Raw genomic sequence first — 17,740 nt, forward strand, 5'->3', positions numbered from 1 at the left:
CGATGGCCCAGTCCGATACCTACCTCGACCCCGCCGCACCGATCGACGACCGCGTCAACGATCTTCTCGCGCGTCTGAGTGTGCAGGAGAAGGCCGGCCAGCTCACCCAGTACTTTTACCTGCGCTCCATGCACCCCGCAAGCGACGGCGCCGACCCGGCCGATCTCCCGACCGAGCACCGGAGACCTCCCTCCCAGCCTGCGATGGTCGAGGCCGAGATCCGCGCCGGGCGGGCCGGCTCCGTGCTCTTCGTGCGCGACCCCGCCACGCGCAACGAGCTCCAGCGCCTGGCCGTTGAGCACGGCCCCCACCGCATCCCGCTCATCTTCGGCTACGACGTGATTCACGGGCTGCGCACCATCATGCCCGTGCCCATCGCCATGGCCGCCTCATGGGACCCCGCGGTCCTCGAGGCCGCGCAGGCCTCCGCCGCCGAGCAGGCCCGCGCCGTGGGCATTTCGTGGACCTTCGCCCCCATGGTCGATATCGCCCGCGACCCCCGCTGGGGTCGCATCGTCGAGGGCGCCGGCGAGGACCCGTACCTGGGCGCGGCCTGCGCCGCCGCTCAGGTACGCGGCTTCCAGGGCGGGCCCGACATCGGCCGTGAGGGTCGCGTTCTCGCCGGCCCCAAGCACTTCGCGGGCTACGGCGCCGCCCGCGGTGGCCGGGACTACGAGGACAGCGAGATCTCCGACAACGAACTGTGGAATGTCTACCTGCCGCCCTTCAAGGCGGCCGTCGACGCTGGGGCCGGCAACGTCATGAGCGCTTATATGGACCTGTGCGGCGTGCCCGCCTGCGGCAATCGGTGGCTGCTGACCGATGTCCTGCGCGGAACCTTCGGTTTCGAGGGCTTCGTCGTCTCGGACGCCGATGCTGTCCAGTCCCTGACCACCCAGCACTTCGCCGAGGATCTGACCGACGCCGGAGCGCGCGCTCTGATGGCCGGCCTGGACATGGAGATGGGCAGGGACGACGCCGCCTACAAGCGGCTGCCCGAGGCCCTGGGAGCCGGCTTGATCACCGTCGAGGCCCTGGATACCGCCGTGCGCCGCGTCCTGCGGGCCAAGTTCGCCATGGGCCTGTTCGAGAACCCCTACGTCGACGTCGAGGCCGCACCCGCCGTCCTGGCCGATCCCGCCCACCGCCGCGTCGCTCGCACGGCGGCCGAGAGCACTCTCGTCCTGCTCAAGAACCGGCCGGGCCCGGACGGCTCGCGCGTCCTGCCCCTGGGCGCCCGCGGGTCCATCGCCGTCGTCGGCCAGCTCGCCGACTCCCCGCGCGACACCCTGGGGCCCTGGGTCTTCGACTACGACCCGGCGGAGGTGACGACGATCCTGGCCGGCATCCGCGAGCGGGCCGGCTCCGACGTCCGCGTCGACTACGCCGTGGGCGAGTGGGCCCCGCCACGCCGCTTCCCGTCCATGTTCGACGAGCAGGAGCCCGCCGGGAGCCTGCCCGTCAGACCCGACGACTTCGACGACGAGGCCGCCATCGACGAGGCCGTGCGCCTCGCCTCCGGCGCCGGGGTCGCCGTCGTCGTCGTCGGCCAGGCTCAGAACTGCATCGGGGAGAAGGCCTCCGTCTCCACCCTGGAACTGCCCGGGCATCAGCTCGATCTGCTCACGGCGGTGGCCGCCACCGGTACGCCGACCGTCGCCCTGGTCATGTCCGGCCGCCCCCTCGACATGCGCTGGGCCGATGAGAACCTTCCCGCCATCATGCAGGTGTGGTACCCCGGCACGTGCGGCGGACGGGCGGTCGCCGCCGCTCTGTTCGGCGACGTCGACCCCGCCGGACGTCTGCCCTTCACCTGGCCGCGCACGGTCGGCCAGGTGCCGATGATCTATTCCCATGACCGTACCTTTCAGCCGGAAGGGGCGGGCGAGCGCTACTGGGATGAGGAGTCCACTCCGCTCTACCCCTTCGGGCACGGCGGTTCCTACACGAGCTTCGAGTACTCCCGGCCGCGCGTGAGCGCGCAGACGATCGCGGTGGGCGAGGCGGTGAGCGTCGACGTGGATGTCACGAATACCGGGGCGCGCGACGGAGAGGAGGTCGTCCAGCTCTACATCCACCAGAGGCACGGCCGCTCGAGTCGCCCCGTCCGGGAGCTCAAGGGCTTCAGACGCGTCGCCGTGCCCGCCGGGCGGACGATCACCGTCGAGTTCGGACTCGGCCCCGACGAGCTGAGCTACTGGTCGGCCGCCTCGCGCACCCATGTCCAGGACTCGAGCACCACCGTCGACGTCTACGTGGGAGGGTCGTCGCTGGCCGAAGCGACGACCTCCTTCGAGGTGCGCTGACGCGGATGCGTCGTCGCCCGCCGCGCTCGCGGCCGGGCGAGTACGGCGGGTCCGCGGGATCGACGCGAGGCGACGGGGACCGCCGTCCGGTGGGCCGGGAGCCTCGGGCGGCGGGATCTCGTCGCGGTTCCCGCCGTAATGGCGCGCCGGGCCCCGACGGGCCGAGGGCTCCTCCGCACCCGTCCACGAGAACGGCGCGTCCCATCTCACGCCGCCGCCGCCGTGGGCTACCGCCCATGGCGCCGCCCCCACGGTAGGATCACCGTGCTCGCCCGTGTGCGTGCCCGTGACTGGCGGGTCGGACGTATGCGGCGGGGCGGTGCCGGTGTGGCGCCGCCCGTCCGGCGCGGGCCCGGGCCCGGGAAGAAGCCCCGGCCCCGGACGGCAGGAGCCGTCGGTTTTCGGTGGTGGCCTCCGGACCAGCGCGCGTCAGTCGTCGCGCCGGCTGCTCCGTGGGCCTCGATCGAAGGCCACGCTCCGGCCCCAGAGGAAACCTGAGAAAGAGACGCATCGCAGATGTTCATTGACGACCCCGAGGTCACCGCCGCCGAGGCAGTGATCGACAACGGCCCCTTCGGCAAGCGCGTGGTTCGCTTCGAGACGGGCCGCCTGGCCAAGCAGGCCGCTGGAAGCGCCATGGCCTATCTCGACGGTGAGACGGCCGTCCTGTCTGCCACCACTGTGGGCAAGCACCCCAAGGAGCAGTTCGACTTCTTCCCGCTGACCGTCGACGTGGAGGAGCGCCAGTACGCCGCCGGCCGTATCCCCGGCTCCTTCTTCCGCCGCGAGGGCCGTGCGGGCACTTCCGCCATTCTCGCCTGCCGGCTCATCGACCGCCCCCTGCGTCCGTCCTTCGTCAAGGGCCTGCGCAACGAGGTCCAGGTCGTCGAGACGGTCTTGGCCATCGACCCCGACGACGCCTACGACGTCCTGGCCATCAACGCGGCCTCCATGTCCACCCAGATCGCGGGCCTGCCCTTCTCCGGGCCGATCGCCGGCACCCGCCTGGCTCTCATCGACGGCCGGTGGGTGGCTTTCCCCCGCTACTCCGAGATCGAGCGCGCCACATTCAACATGGTCGTGGCGGGCCGCCTCCTCGACGGCGGCGACGTCGCCATCATGATGGTCGAGGCCGGCGCCACCGAGAACGCCTGGAGTCTCATCGCCGCCGGGGCCACGGCCCCCACCGAGGCCGTCGTCGCCGAGGCCCTCGAGGCCGCCAAGCCGCACATCAGGGTGCTGTGCGAGGCGCAGATGGAGGTCGCCGCTCACGCCTCCAAGCCGACCGCCGAATTCCCCCTCTACCTGGATTACACCGACGAGCAGTACGCCGCCGTCGAGGAGGCGGCTCGGGCCCACGATCTGGCCGGCGCTATCGCCGCCGAGGGCAAGCAGGCCCGCGATGCCGCCACCGATGCCGTGCGCGAGAAGGTCCTGGTCGATCTCGCCGAGCGCTTCACCTCCGAGGAGGACGTCAAAGCCCTCAAGGCCGCGTTCAGGGCCGTCACCAAGAAGCTCGTCCGTCACCGCACGCTGACCGAGGGCGTGCGCATCGATGGCCGCGGGCTGAAGGACATCCGCACCCTGGGCGCTGAGGTCGAGGTTCTGCCGCGCGTCCACGGCTCGGCCGTCTTCGAACGGGGCGAGACCCAGATCCTGGGTGTGACCACCCTCAACATGCTGCGCATGGAGCAGCAGATCGACGATCTGTCGCCGGTCACCCACAAGCGCTACATGCACCAGTACATCTTCCCGCCCTTCTCCACCGGCGAGACCGGGCGCGTCGGCGCCCCCAAGCGTCGCGAGATCGGCCACGGGGCGCTCGCCGAGCGGGCCCTCGTGCCCGTCCTGCCCGGCCGGGACGAGTTCCCCTACGCCATCCGTCAGGTCTCCGAGGCGCTCGGCTCCAACGGCTCGACCTCCATGGGGTCGGTGTGCGCCTCCACACTGTCCCTGCTTCAGGCCGGCGTGCCGTTGCGCGCCCCCGTCGCCGGCATCGCCATGGGGCTCATGCACGAGGAGATCGACGGCGAGACCGCGTGGGCCACGCTCACCGATATCCTCGGGAGCGAGGACGCCTTCGGCGACATGGACTTCAAGGTCGCCGGCACCCGCGACGTCATCACCGCCCTTCAGCTCGACACCAAGCTCGATGGCCTGCCCAGCGACATCCTCGCCGGCGCGCTGGGCCAGGCCCGTGACGCCCGTCTGTTCATCCTCGATGTGCTGGCTCGGGCCATCGACGGGCCCGATGAGATGGCACCGACCGCCCCGCGCGTTCTGACCGTTCGCATCCCGGTCGACAAGATCGGCGAGGTCATCGGTCCCAAGGGGAAGATGATCAACCAGATCCAGGAGGACACCGGCGCGGATCTGACCGTCGAGGACGACGGCACCGTTTACATCGGCGCGGCCGACGGCCCGTCCGCCGAGGCGGCCCGTGAGGCCGTCAACGCCATCGCCAATCCGCAGATGCCCGAGATCGGCGAGCGCTTCGTGGGCACCGTCGTCAAGACGACGACCTTCGGCGCCTTCGTGTCCTTGACCCCGGGCAAGGACGGACTGCTGCACATCTCGCAGATCCGCCGGCTCGTGGGGGGCAAGCGCGTGGAGAATGTCGAGGACGTCCTGAATGTGGGCGACAAGGTCCAGGTCGAGCTGGCCGAGATCGATCAGCGCGGCAAGCTGAGCCTGCACGCAGTCCTGTCCGATGAGCAGTTGGCCGCGGAGGCGGAGAACACCGCCGGTAAGGCCGTTCGAGACGGGGAGCGGCGCGAGCGCCGCCCACGCCGTGAGCGCTCCGGGGCGGACGGGGAGCGGCGCGAGCGCCGTCCGCGCCGTCGTCGGATGCGCACGGCCGATTCCCCCTCCGAGGAGGAATGAGTCCGGCGCCGGCCGTCGGCGCCCCCGGCGGCGCGGATATGAGCTACTCCGAGGTCGACCTCGTGCGCGGCCCCGCCGGCGCTCCTGGCACCGAGCTGCACCTGAGCGACGACGGCGCCGTGCTGCGCCGCTCGGTCCTGCCCGGCGGCGTGCGGATCATCACCGAGGCCGTGCCCGGGTTGCGCTCGGCGAGCCTGGGCGCGTGGTTTGGCGTCGGATCCCGTGACGAGGTCGCCGGGCAGGAGGGGTCGACCCACTTCCTGGAGCACCTTCTGTTCAAGGGCACCGCCACCCGTACCGCTCGAGATATCGCTGAGGCCTTCGATCTCATCGGCGGGGAGTCCAATGCAGCCACCTCCAAGGAGCACACCTCCTATTACGCCCGCGTCCAGGGGACGGACGCCATGGAGGCCCTCGACGTCCTGACCGACATGGTCGCCTCCTCCAGGCTCGATCCGGCCGAGGTCGAGACCGAGCGCGGCGTCATCGTCTCCGAGCTCGCCGACGCCGCGGATGATCCCGTCGATGTCGCCCAGGAGGCGTTCGCCCGGGCCGCCTTCGGCGACGGCACACCGCTGGGCCGGCCCATCGGCGGCACCTGGGAGGCCGTTGTCGCCGTGCCGCGCGACGCCGTCTGGGAGCACTACAAGCGCACGTACGCCTCCGACACCCTCGTGGTAGCCGCCGCCGGCGCCGTGGACCACGACGAGCTCTGCGAGAGGGTGGCGACGAACCTCGAGGTCGCCGGCTGGGATACGGCCGGGGGCGTGCCGCCGCGTCCGCGTCGCTTCGAGACCGTCGAGGCCCGGGATCTGGAGGTTCACGACGTGCGTCTGGAGCGCGAGTGCGAGCAGTCCCACGTCTACCTGGTCTGCCAGGGGATCCCGGTGCGCGACGAGCGCCGTTGGGTCATGAGCGTGCTCACCACCATCCTGGGCGGGGGCATGTCCTCGCGCCTGTTCCAGGAGGTCCGTGAGAAGCGGGGACTGGCCTACACCACCTACGCCTTCGACGCCTCCTACGCCGGGGCGGGGGCCTTCGGCATGTACGCCGGCTGCGCTCCCGAAGCGGTCGACGAGGTGTGCGCCGTCATGGCCGGGGAGTTCGACAGGCTCGCCGCCGACGGCGTCGCGGACCGCGAGATGGATCGCGCCCGCGGCCAGCTGCGCGGCGCCATGGTGCTCGGGGGAGAGGACTGCCTGGCGCGCATGGGCCGATTGGGCCGCGGCGAAGTCGTCACCGGCCGTCTGCGTTCCATGGAGGAGAACCTGCGACGCCTGAATGCCGTCACCGCCGAGGAGGTGCGCGAGACCGCCGCCTGGCTGGCTGCCCAAAGGCGCGCACGGGTCCTTGTGGGGCCGGTCGGCTGACGACGGCAGCAACCATGAGAGGCCGACGACCGCTGGCCGCAGCGCGTCGTCGGCCCCTGTGGCGCAGGCTCACGCCGGTTGCTCCGTTCCGCTCATTGCGGGAAGCCGAAGGCGGCGCCGATGATGCGGTCGAAGGCGCGGTCGGGCAGCACGCGACGCACGGCGATGAGCGGCTTGGCCAGGAAGCCGACCGCGTAGCGAGTCCGGGGGCGGCGTGCCGTGACGATCTTGCCGACGGTGCGGGCGATGACCATGGGCGGGGAGTAGTGCCGCTGGTTCGACTCGCTGCGCATGGCGCCGGCCACGGCCCTGATCTGATCGGCGTAGGCGCTGCCGTCCGCGGTGGCCTCCAGGTGGTCGGCGGCGATCGCACCCCACTCGGTGCGGATGCCGCCGGGCTCGACCACGACGACGTCGATACCGAAGGGACGCAGTTCCATGCGCAGCGCGTCGCTGAGGGCCTCGACGGCGTACTTGGTGGCGTGGTACCAGCCGCCCAGCGGCGTGGTCAGCTTCCCGCCCATGGAGGAGATATTGATGATGGTGCCCGAGCCCTGGGCGCGCATGTGCGGGGTCACCAGCTGAGTGAGGCGGGCCAGGCCGAACAGGTTGACCTCGAACTGGCGGCGGGCCTCGTCGATCGGAACGTCCTCGATCGCCCCGTAGGAGCCGTAGCCGGCGTTGTTGACGAGCACATCGATGCGACCGGTCTCCTGAAGAATGCGGCTCACGCCGGCGGTCATGGAGGCGTCATCGGTGACGTCCATGGCCAGAGGGCGGACGCCGTCGGTGGCCAGGGTCCGGAGGCGGTCGGTGCGGCGGGCCGCGCCGTAGACGGTGTATCCCAGTGCCCGAAGCCTGCGGGCGGTGTCCTCGCCGATCCCGGAGGAGGCGCCGGTGACGAGCGCGGTGCGGATAGCGGGGTCGTCCGTGGAGGTGCCGCTGGAGGTCTCGGGGGCCTGAGCGGGCGTGGTGGTCGCCATCGTCTGACTTTTCCTTTCGCTAACATGAAGCATCGTTCACGCACTATCATGAACGTAGATTCACTTTTGTACAAGTGAGACACTCGGTGCGGTTATGGAGCACCGTGGGGAAGACGAAGACGACATGACGCGGGGAACGAATGACGCGGGGGAGCGGGCAACGACAGGAGCGGCACGGGGCGCGCCGTCGAGGCGCGCCGACGCGGTGCGCAACCGGGCCAGCATTATTCGGGCCACCAGGCGCCTAGTGACCGAGCGGGGAACCGATGCCGCCATGGGTGAGATCGCCAAGGCGGCCGGCGTCGCCGTCGGCACGCTCTACCGGCACTTCCCCACCAAGGCGGATCTGCTCGCCGCTGTCGTCACCCAATACGTCGAGACTCTGGCGCAGGCCATCCAGGAGGCGTGGGCTCGTGTCGAGCAGGGCAGCGCCGATGCCGGACAGGAGGTCCTGAACTTCGTGGCTCGCGCACTGGAGATGACAGCGGGCAACCAGGCTGCCAAGGCGGCCGCGCGCACCCTGGGCGTGCAGCCGGAGTACTCCGAGGCCGAGGCTCGGGCCACCGAGGCGCTGGAGCGCCTCATTAGAGCAGGATGCGACAGCGGGCGGCTGCGCTCCGATCTGACCGTCGCAGACATCTACATCCTTGTGGCCTTCTGCCCCAGCGACAGCCCCGTCGAGGTCCGCCTGCGCTGGCTGGAGCTCATCCGTCCCGGCCTGCTGGGGGATGGCGCGTGAGAGGCGCGCTGTCCGTCCCCAGACCCGGCGTTTGACAGACGGCCTTCGCCGCGCGGCCGGCGCCTGAGTCGCTAGGGTGGGGTCATGACGATTCGCGTAGCTGTTGTCGGCGCCGCCGGGCGCATGGGAACCACTGTCAGTCGGGCCGTCGAGGAGGCCGAGGGCCTCGATCTCGTCGCCGGACTCGACATCGGCGACGAGCTCGCCGTCGAGCCTCTGAATGGAGCCGACGTCGCCGTGGACTTCACCGTCCCCGGCGTCACTGAGACTAATGTGCACACCCTCATCGATGCCGGTGTCGACGTTGTCGTCGGCACCACCGGTTGGACCGAGGAGTCATACGAGCGCGTCCGCGAGCACCTGGCCCGGGTCGAGGGACGCAGCGTCCTCATCGCCCCCAACTTCGCCCTCTCCGCGGTCCTCGCCATGAGCTTCGCCGCCAAGGCCGCCCCCTACTTCGAGTCCGCCGAGGTCATCGAGCTCCACCACCCGACCAAGGTCGACGCGCCCTCGGGCACCGCGGTCGCCACCGCTCAGGGCATCGCCGCTGCTCGCGCCGAGGCGGGTCTGGGCGCCATGCCCGACGCCACCCGGACAGATCCCGACGGTGCTCGCGGCTCCGTCGTCGACGGAGTCCATGTCCATGCCGTCCGGCTGCGCGGTCTGACCGCCCACGAGGAGATCCTCCTCGGTAACCTTGGCGAGCAGCTGACCATCCGAACCGACTCCTTCGATCGGGCCAGCTTCATGCCCGGTGTGCTGCTGGCCGTGCGGGAGATCGGTCGGCGCGAGGGCCTGACCGTCGGGCTGGAGGGACTTCTCGACTTATGAGCGCGGGCGGCGGACGCTCCTGCAGGGCCGCCGCGCCGCCGTTAGAACGTCGCCGCCCAGCAGTCCTCGATGACGCCCCGCCCGACCGGCAGCTCGCGGCGCGACCCGGTGGGCCGCAGACCCGCGGTGTCCAGGAACCGGGCCAGGGACTCATCCCCACGCACCGCCCACACGAGCAGTGCCGTCGCCCCGTCGGCGCGGGCGTGGTCCGCCGCGGCGGCGAGCAGGCGCGAGCCGTGCCCTTGGCGTTGATGGGGCGCTTCGACTCCCAGTGCCACGATCTCGACGGCGGAGGGTATCGCGTCGACGGCTCCCGCCCGCGGGTCCCGGTCGTCTGTTCCGAGCGTCTCGGCGGCGCCATCGGGGCCGGCGGGCCGCGCGGGAGCCAGAGCGGTGAGCCCGACCACCTGTCCGTCCTGCGTCGCCACCAGGACGTGGTGGGCGGGGGACGGTGGTCGGGTCACCGCCTGCTCCCAGCCCGCGGCGATGACGGGGGCAGCGATCATGGCGGTCACACTCGCCGGCAAACCGGCGCCGTTGTGAGCGTCGGCGTGGGCGGCGCTCAGGGACGCGAGCATCGTCGAGGCATGGACGCGCCCCATGGTCTCCAGGTCCGCCGCGGCGGCGGTGCGCACGAAGCCACCCGGACGCGGCGCGTCCGCGGCGACGCGGATGCGGTCGGCCCCGATGCCGGCGGGGGGCCCGGCCGATGACTCCGGGCCGGTGGCGCCGCGGCCGCCAGCGGCGGTCGCGGTGGGGCGGTGGGGCGGTGGTGTCGTCATACGGTGAGCCTAACGGGCGGCTGCGGTCGGACCGCGCCCGTACCGGGACCGGGAAGGCAAACCCCGGCCCGGCGCCGCCCGCGCCGTTAAGCTGGCACCATGAGTGCTCTCCCCGCCCGGTCCTTCGGCTCCCTCGGCGTCGCCATGGTCACGCCCTTCACTCCCGAGGGGGAGATCGATATCGAGGCCGCGCAGGCTCTGGCCGTCACCCTCGTGGAGGACGGGGCGGACATGATCCTACTGGCCGGCACCACCGGTGAGGCGCCGACCACCCATCTGCCCGAGAAGCAGACCCTGCTGCGGGAGGTGAGGGATGCGCTCGCGGGTCGCGCCATGCTCGTGGCCGGCGCAGGTTCGAACGACACCGCCCATGCCGTGCGCATCGGGGTCGGCAGCCAGGAGGCCGGGGCGCAGGGCTTGCTCATCAACGCTCCCTACTACAACCGGCCCAGCCAGGAGGGCGTCCGCCGTCACATCATGTCGGTCGTCGAGGCGACGGACCTGCCCGTCATGATCTACGACATCCCGGGACGCACGGGGGTGAGAATCACCGATGGGACCTTGGCCCGCCTGGCCGAGCATGAGCGCGTTCTGGCGGTCAAGGACGCCACAGGCGATGTCGAACAGGGCTTCAGGCGCATGGAGGCCACCGGTCTGGAGTACTACTCCGGGGATGACGGCCTCAACTTCGCCTGGCTGACCCACGGCGCCTCCGGTGTGATCTCGGTGGTGGCGCACGCCGACGCCCATTCCTGGCGCGAGATGATCACCGAGGTCGACGCCGGCGACCTCGTCGCGGCCCGGGCCGTCGCCCGGCGCATCCGCCCGCTCGTGAGCACGATCATGGGCGGGGGGCAGGGGGCCGTCATGGCCAAGGAGGCGCTGCTGCTCCAGGGGCGCATCCCATGCGCCGCCCTGCGTCTTCCACTCGTGCGCGCCCAGGCGGACGACGTCGCCGCCCTGCGAGGCGTGCTGGAGGACGTCGGTCTCCTCTGAGGCTGCTGCGCTTTCAGGAGCGGGACGTCCTGCCGTTCTCACCCGCCCTCCGAGTCGTCGAGCTGCTCGTCGCATGAGGAGCTGCTCACCCGGGTTGCCGCGGGATTGCGCCGTTCATGAGCACGATGCCGTCGGAACTGCGCTGGTACGGCGATGCTGGCGCAGCCCGCGATCGACATGAGCGGCCTCATCGGATACAGGCAGGTGACCGACCTCCATCTCGTCGACCTGGTGTCGCGCCACGACGCCGTCCTCGCCACCCCTCGACGGCCGCTTGCCCGTCGCGCTGACTCTCGCGGCGCGACGCTACGTGGAGCTCATCGCCGTGACCTCACTTCTGGGCCGGGCGGCCGTCGGCTCCTCGCGCCGAGGCCGTCGACACGGCCCCCCGCGCGAGGCGCAGGCCCCTGCCATGCGGGCGGCTCAGCGCCCCTGGATCCTCTCGCGCACCACTCGGCGCAGCACTTTGCCGACCGTGCTGCGCGGCATCTCGTCGATGATCTCCAGGCGGCGAGGCAGCGCGTAGTGAGGCAGGGCCCGCTCGGCGTGGGAGCGCACCGATTCCAGCGTGACCGCATCCTGCGGCGCCCCCGGCTCCAGGACGACGGCCGCGCACACGAGTTCCCCGCTGGCTCCGCTGTCCAGTCCGACGACGGCGACGTCCGACACCGCCTCCATGTCCCCGATGGCCGCCTCCACCTGGGAGGGGTAGACGTTGAACCCGCCGGTCAGAATGAGCTCGCGCCTGCGATCGGCCATCCATAGGAAGGAGTCGCGCCGACGGACCATGTCGCCCGTGCGCAGCCATCCACCGGGCAGCATGGCGGCTGCCGTCGCCTCCTCATCGCCCCAGTAGCCGGCGAAGACCTGCGGTCCGCGTACGAGGAGCTCGCCCGGCTCGCCATCGGGCACCTCGCGGTCCGGATCGGGGTCGTCGGGATCCACGATGCGCGCGTCCGTGGACGGGAAGGGCAAGCCCAACGCCCCCAGACGCCTGCTGGGGCCCATGGGCGTGCCGGCGACGATCGGGCTCGCCTCGGTCATGCCGTAACCGTCGACGATGAACCCGTCCGTGACCGCCTCCCACTCGGCGGCGATCGCGAGCGGCATCGGCGCCGCCCCGCACACCCCGTAGCGCATCGACGTCAGATCCACGCCCTTCTTCTTCGCACCGCGCAGAATCCGCTCGAACATGACCGGCACACCGACGAAGAAGGTCAGTCGACGCCGCTGCTGGGCCGCGAGCACCTGGCTGACCGAGAACTTCGGCAGGACCACCTGCGTGGCCGCCTCCTGCACCGCGCAGAACAGGTTGAGCGTCAGGCCGAAGGCGTGGAAGAAGGGCAGCAGGGCCAGGAAGGTCTCCCCGCCCTCGTGCAGCATGTTCATCCAGGCTAGGGCCTGGTTGGCGTTGGCCCGCAGGTTCGTGTGCGTGAGCATGGCCGCTTTGGGCGCCCCGGTGGTGCCGCCGGTGTGCAGCAGCACGGCGATGTCGTCGCCGCTCGGGTAGGGCCACGATGCGGGCAGCCGCGAGGCTCGGGCGACCTCCCGGTCCCACGAGCGCACTGCGGCCGGCAAACGGTCCGCCTTCATCGAGGCGCGCGTGCGACGGGCCCGGGCCACCGGCAGATGCAGAGCCGCTCGCAGTCGGGCGGGCATCGCCTCCGACAGATCAACGGCGAATACGGTGCGGCCCGCCAGCGGATCCGCCGAGGCGTCGGTGCCGCCGGCCGCCGTCGAAACCGGATCCAGGATCAGCTCGACGCCCCTCTCCCAGGCGATAACCACGCGCGCGCCGTGGCGGGCGAGCTGGGCGCGCACCTCCCGGGCGGGCGCCAGCGGGTTGTGCTCGGCCACGACCGCTCCCAGGCGCAGGGCCCCGTAGACGGCGACCACGTGCTGAGGGCAGTTGGGCATGATCAGGGCCACCCGGTCGCCGGCTTCGACGCCGGCCTCGCGCAGCAGCTGGGCAGCGCGTTCAGAGGCCTGAAGGAGCTCGGTGAAGGTCAGCGTTGCCCCGAAGAAGTCCAGAGCGCAGCGCTCACCGAAGAATCGGGCCGTCGTTTCCAGCAGCTCGCTCAGCGGGGCGTCGGGTACGTCGATGACGGCGGGCACACCGGGGGCGTAGTGGGGGCGCCGGTAGGCGGATGCGTCACGCCCTGCGTGCCCGCGGGCGTCGGAGGCGGGAGGTTCGTCCGCAGCGGGCATCCTCACTCGCAGTCCTCGCGATCCCGACGCGGCCGAGACGCCCCCGGGACGAGCGCGGACCCGCCATCGGGCCGCGTCTGTGCGTGCGGACCTGCCTCGCCCAGACGCCCGACGAACGAGGTCGCGGCACTGGCCGACGCCGAGACGGCGGCGCCGGCCGCAGTGGCGGCCTCGCGGGCCGCCAGCAGCTCCTCGCGCACAACCCGGCGCAGCACCTTGCCGATCTGGGAGCGCGGCAATTCACTCACGATGGAGACCTGACGGGGCAGGGCGTAGTGCGACAGGGTCTTCTCTGCCCACTGGCGCACCTGCTCCAGGGTGACGGTCTGCCCCTGCCTGGGCAGGATCGCGGCCACCACCGACTCGTTTCCGCTCTCAGCGGGCAGTCCGACGACGGCGACGTCCTCGACCTGCGGCATGGAGCGCACGGCCGCTTCGACCTCGGTGGGATAGATGTTGAACCCCCCGGAGATGATGAGCTCCTTGCGGCGATCGGCGATGACGTAGAAGCCGTCCTCCTCCTGGCGCACCAGGTCGCCGGTGCGCAGCCATCCGCCGGGCAGCATGACGGCCTCGGTCTCCTCGGGGTTCTCCCAGTAGCCGGTGAAGACCTGGGGCCCGCGGACGATGAGTTCACCGATCTGGCCGGGGGCCACGTCCCGGTCTGGGTCATCGGGATCGATGACGCGCACGTCGGTCGACGGGTAGGGCACTCCCAGGGCGCCCGCGCGACGCTCGGGGGATATGGGGTTGCCCAGGACGATGGGGGAGGTCTCGGTCATGCCGTAGCCCTCGATGATGACCCCGCCGGTGGCCTTCTCCCAGGACTCGGCGACCGTCCTGGGGTTGGCGGCGGCGCCGCACACGGCGATCTTGCAGCTCGACAGATCCACGCCGGTGGCCAGCGCGCGCGTGACGATGCGGTCGAACATGACGGGCACCCCGGGGAAGAAGGTGGCCGGACGCCGTTTCCAGGCGGCCAGCACCATGTCGGCGCCGAATTTGGGCAGGACCACTTGGGTGGCGGCCATGCCCACCGCGCACAGGAGCGACAGGCTCAGCCCGAAGGCGTGGAAGAAGGGCAGGACCGCGTAGAAGGTCTCCTGGCCGACTTCGCAGGTCTGGGAGGCCCACACCAGGGACATCTCCGCGTTGGAGCGGGCGTTGGCGTGGGTGAGGGCCACGGCTTTGGGGGTCCCCGTGGTTCCGCCGGTGTAGAGCAGGACCGCGACCTCGTCGACCTCCGGCAGCGGATGCCCGGCGGGCAGCGGGGTCGTCGTCGCCGCCAGATCGTCCCAGGAGGCAACACCCGCGGGAACCCGTCCGCGCAGGTCGCTGCGCTGGGACCGAGCCGCGGCCACCGGCAGCCTCAGGGCCAGACGGCTGGTCCACGGCAGGCCTCGCGACAGGTCGACGGCAAGGACTCTCAGATCCCCCATCCCGGCGCCATCGAGGGAGCCGGCGGCCTGGACGAGGCGTGCCAGGGACTTCTCCCAGGCGATGATGACGCGTCCGCGGTGGAGCTCGATCTGCTCGCGGATTTGCGCGGCCGGGGCCAGCGGGTTGTGCTCGGCGATGATGGCGCCGATCCGCCATGCGGCGTAGGCGATGACCACGTGCTGGGGGCAGTTGGGCAGGATGACGCCGACGACGTCGCCGCGGCCCACGCCCAGGCGCCGCAGGGCCTCGGCGGCGTGGTCCACCTGCTCGCTGAGTCGGCGGTAGGTGGTGGGCCGGCCCAGGAAGTCCAGGGCCACCCGGTCGGGGAAACGGCGGGCGGCGTCGTCGAGCATGCACGAGAGGGGTTCGGTGACGGGCGCGATGACACCGGGAACGCCCGGTGCGTAGTGGGGGCGCAGATAGCGTGCGGACGCGTCGGCAGACGGGGGCACGGCGGCGGAGCTGCTCATGGAGTTCCCTTCCTCGAGGGTGCTCGGCCATGGCCGGGAACGATGATGTGACCGTACGCAACCGTAACCTACGGTTGCGTAGGTCGGCAGGCGGGAGCAGTGGCGTCCCGCTCACACCCCGGCAGCGGCCGAAGTGGACCTCGCAGGCCGCGCAGTCCCGGGGGCAGCAGTGCGCGAGACCATCCGCAATCGGCGTGTGGGGCGCGTCATCGCCACGTACAGGTCGCCCGGGCTCGTCCGGCCGACCACCGCCGGGTCCACGAGCACGACGACGTCGAACTCGAGGCCCTTGCTTATCCGCGGCGACATCACCACCAGGCGGCTGCGCAGCACGTCGCCGTCGGGCGCCTCCAGGGCGCCGGCCAGACGCGGGTCGGCGGCCAGCGCCGCGGCGTCGTCGTCGGCGCGCGGGGTGATAACGGCGATCCGGCCCTCGTCGGCGCCCACGGCGCGGTCGAGGGCCGCGGACTCCTCGTGCACCGCCTCGCGCAGTGCGCGTGCCCATACCTCCTCGTCCTCGTCTTGCAGCCGCTCCCCCGACAGGTCGTCGACCCTCAGGCAGTCGGGCAGGTCGCGCACCGAGCTGACGGGGAAGGCCGGCGGCCGGCCCAGGGCCGTCACCGCCTCCTGCGCTGCAGCCATGATGGTGGCCGGCGTCCGGTAGCACACGGTCAGCGCCTCCAGGTGCAGGGGCGTCGAGGCCGGTGAGGCGGCCCGGCCTCCCTCCCGCGGGTCCGGGCGGGTTCCCAGGGCGGCCAGTGCGTCGGCCCATGAGCGGGGGGCGCTCAGCCCCGAGTACTGCGTCAGATCGCCGACCACGGTGAAGGAGCGCACCGGGCAGCGCCTGGCCAGGGCCCGCCACGCCATGGCGCCCAGCTCCTGGGCCTCGTCGACCACGATGTGCCCGTAGGTCCACGTGCGGTCGGCTCGGGCGCGCTCCGCCAGCGTGAGCGAGGGCCCCGGGGCCTCCACGCGGTCGGCCAGCATCTCGGCGTCGACCACGCCTCCGCCCAGCTCCTGGGATTCGATCGCCTGCGCTGCGTAGGCCACCAGCTCTTCGTGCCGCCGCGCCTGAAGACGGGCCCGGTGCGCCTGAGCGTCCTCGCTGGGTCCCAGCAGTTCGGCCAGTTCGTCGATCAGCGGCACATCCGCCGGGGTGGGCTCGGCGCCCGCGGCGCGCTGGAGCAGTGCCCGCTCGTGCGCTTCGAGCTCGGGGGCCAGGCGCTCCAGCAGGGCCGGGCGGGCCCACAGCCGCTCCAGGAGCCCGACCGGTGTCGTGGGCATCCAGCACAGGTTGATCTCGCGACGAGCGTCGCGCGCGGTGCGAATGTCCTCGCGAATCCACGCACGCGTGTCGGGGTCCGAGGCGTCCCGGCTGGTGGCGGAGGCCAGCTGATCGGTCAGCCGTTCCAGCAGCCACAGCACGAAAGTTTCGCGGGCGAGGTTGTGGGGCCTGCCCGAGCGGCGGGCCCGCACGACGGCCTCGCGCACGTCCGCGGGGCGCAGCTCCAGGCGTGTGCCGTCCACCGTGATCGGGCGCGGCGAGTCGGGCACGCGCTGCAGGTCGCGCACCGCCCGGCGCAGGATCGTGGCCCATACCGCCCGGGACTTCACCTCGGCGGTCTCCGCCGGTTCCGCGCCGCGGGCGCGGACGCCGGGCACCAGATCCGCTAGCGTGGTGGAGACCACCCCCGTCTCGCCGAGCGAGGGCAGGACTTGCTCCACGTAGCGCAGGAAGGTGCGCGAGGGCCCCACGAGGAGCACGCCCGAGCGCTCCAGGCGCGTGCGCTCGGAGTAGAAGAGGTAGGCGACCCGGTGCAGCGCCACTGCCGTCTTCCCCGTGCCCGGCCCGCCCTGGACGACGAGTACTCCCGTGCCGTCGGAGGTGACGACCCGGTCCTGCTCCGCCTGGATCGTCGCCACGATGTCGCCCATGCGGCCGTCGCGCGCGGTGCTCATCGCGGCGATGAGCGCACCCTCGCCCTGCAGACCCGTGGACACGGCGCCTCCGGGCTCCGCGGTCCGGTCAGTCGGGGCCCCTAGCCCGCTGACGTCGATGAGCTCGTCCTCGACGCCGAGCACCGTACGCGCCCGAGTCTGGATATGCCGGCGGCGCACGATGCCCATGGGATCGGAGGCGGTCGCCTGGTAGAAGGCCCGCGCCAGCGGGGCCCGCCAGTCCAGGACCACCTCTCGGTGCTGGGCGTCCTGCAGCCCGGTGCGCCCCACGTAGTGTCGCCGACCGGAGCCGGCGACCGGGTCGGAGCGGGCCGGGCCCTGCTCCGCCGCCGCATCGGCGCCCGAGTCCATTCGACCGAAGACGAGGCGATCCTCGACCCCCTCCAACGAGGAGATCAGGTTCGCGTAGTGCGCCGCGTAGGCGTCGCGCTCCCCGCGGGACTGGTGGGTGCCGCCGCCTCCGCGCGCCTGGGTGGCGGCCAGGAACCGCTTGGCCTCGGCTAGCCGGCGGTCGAGTTCACCGTAGGCCAGGTCGACGACCTCCTGCTCGGCGGCGATTTCACGCTCACGGACGTGACCGCCGGCGGGAGTCTGCGGATGCTCGGTAATGGGGCCGGGTTGCGTATCGTGGGATTGAGTCACATGACCTCACTGGGACCGGTGGGCGGGTGCACGTGCACCGGGACCGCCTCGATGAGCCGCTGTGCGCGCCGCGCTCGCGGCGGTCCAGTTGTTTATTCTCCGACGAGGCCGGCGGCGCCGGCCACGAACAG

General features: G+C 71.8%; 11 protein-coding genes. 6 read left to right on the forward strand and 5 right to left on the reverse strand.

The window, feature by feature from the left end; all coding sequences use genetic code 11:
- The first annotated feature begins 2 nt into the window (after nucleotides 1-2).
- The 3 genes from HMPREF9062_RS06280 to HMPREF9062_RS06290 all read left to right on the forward strand — a co-directional run bounded on the left by HMPREF9062_RS06280 (nucleotide 3) and on the right by HMPREF9062_RS06290 (nucleotide 6,559).
- The gene (locus HMPREF9062_RS06280) at nucleotides 3-2,306 is read left to right on the forward strand and encodes a glycoside hydrolase family 3 N-terminal domain-containing protein (RefSeq protein ID WP_009749236.1); all 2,304 of its coding nucleotides are present in this window, start codon (nucleotides 3-5) and stop codon (nucleotides 2,304-2,306) included.
- 516 nt (nucleotides 2,307-2,822) lie between these two features.
- Nucleotides 2,823-5,189, forward strand: coding sequence for a polyribonucleotide nucleotidyltransferase (locus HMPREF9062_RS06285; protein ID WP_009749237.1), 2,367 nt, complete (start codon nucleotides 2,823-2,825; stop codon nucleotides 5,187-5,189).
- Entirely contained in the window at nucleotides 5,186-6,559 is a 1,374-nt protein-coding gene (locus tag HMPREF9062_RS06290; protein ID WP_009749238.1) for a M16 family metallopeptidase, read from the forward strand. The genes HMPREF9062_RS06285 and HMPREF9062_RS06290 overlap by 4 nt, the downstream gene beginning before the upstream one ends.
- A 92-nt stretch (nucleotides 6,560-6,651) precedes the next feature.
- Here HMPREF9062_RS06290 and HMPREF9062_RS06295 read toward each other — a convergent pair whose 3' ends face one another.
- Nucleotides 6,652-7,542, reverse strand: a complete 891-nt coding sequence (locus tag HMPREF9062_RS06295) for an oxidoreductase (protein WP_009749239.1) — start codon at nucleotides 7,540-7,542, stop codon at nucleotides 6,652-6,654.
- A gap of 124 nt (nucleotides 7,543-7,666) precedes the next feature.
- Here HMPREF9062_RS06295 and HMPREF9062_RS06300 point away from each other — a divergent pair, with 124 nt between their 5' ends.
- Together HMPREF9062_RS06300 and dapB are read left to right on the forward strand one after the other, a co-directional pair.
- On the forward strand, nucleotides 7,667-8,281 hold the full coding sequence (locus tag HMPREF9062_RS06300) for a TetR/AcrR family transcriptional regulator (protein ID WP_034253871.1): 615 nt from the start codon (nucleotides 7,667-7,669) through the stop codon (nucleotides 8,279-8,281).
- Between the two features lie 84 nt (nucleotides 8,282-8,365).
- Nucleotides 8,366-9,112 (forward strand): 4-hydroxy-tetrahydrodipicolinate reductase, encoded by a 747-nt coding sequence (gene dapB, locus HMPREF9062_RS06305; RefSeq protein WP_009749241.1) that lies wholly within the window; start codon nucleotides 8,366-8,368, stop codon nucleotides 9,110-9,112.
- Between the two features lie 41 nt (nucleotides 9,113-9,153).
- Here dapB and HMPREF9062_RS06310 read toward each other — a convergent pair whose 3' ends face one another.
- Nucleotides 9,154-9,894 (reverse strand): GNAT family N-acetyltransferase, encoded by a 741-nt coding sequence (locus HMPREF9062_RS06310; protein WP_009749242.1) that lies wholly within the window; start codon nucleotides 9,892-9,894, stop codon nucleotides 9,154-9,156.
- Between the two features lie 99 nt (nucleotides 9,895-9,993).
- Here HMPREF9062_RS06310 and dapA point away from each other — a divergent pair, with 99 nt between their 5' ends.
- On the forward strand, nucleotides 9,994-10,890 hold the full coding sequence (gene dapA, locus HMPREF9062_RS06315) for a 4-hydroxy-tetrahydrodipicolinate synthase (RefSeq protein ID WP_009749243.1): 897 nt from the start codon (nucleotides 9,994-9,996) through the stop codon (nucleotides 10,888-10,890).
- A 423-nt stretch (nucleotides 10,891-11,313) separates the two neighbouring features.
- Here dapA and HMPREF9062_RS06320 read toward each other — a convergent pair whose 3' ends face one another.
- The 3 genes from HMPREF9062_RS06320 to HMPREF9062_RS06330 all read right to left on the reverse strand — a co-directional run bounded on the left by HMPREF9062_RS06320 (nucleotide 11,314) and on the right by HMPREF9062_RS06330 (nucleotide 17,576).
- Entirely contained in the window at nucleotides 11,314-13,098 is a 1,785-nt protein-coding gene (locus HMPREF9062_RS06320; RefSeq protein ID WP_034253874.1) for an AMP-binding protein, read from the reverse strand.
- A 2-nt stretch (nucleotides 13,099-13,100) separates the two neighbouring features.
- A complete protein-coding gene (locus HMPREF9062_RS06325) occupies nucleotides 13,101-15,008 on the reverse strand; it encodes an AMP-binding protein (protein ID WP_009749246.1) in 1,908 nt (635 codons plus the stop codon).
- Between the two features lie 111 nt (nucleotides 15,009-15,119).
- Nucleotides 15,120-17,576: a HelD family protein gene (locus HMPREF9062_RS06330; RefSeq protein WP_050795327.1), complete on the reverse strand. Its 2,457-nt coding sequence runs from the start codon at nucleotides 17,574-17,576 to the stop codon at nucleotides 15,120-15,122.
- Nucleotides 17,577-17,740 lie beyond the last annotated feature (164 nt).

Origin of the sequence: Actinomyces sp. oral taxon 448 str. F0400, assembly GCF_000220835.1 — a bacterium.
Taxonomy (GTDB): Bacteria; Actinomycetota; Actinomycetes; order Actinomycetales; family Actinomycetaceae; genus Actinomyces.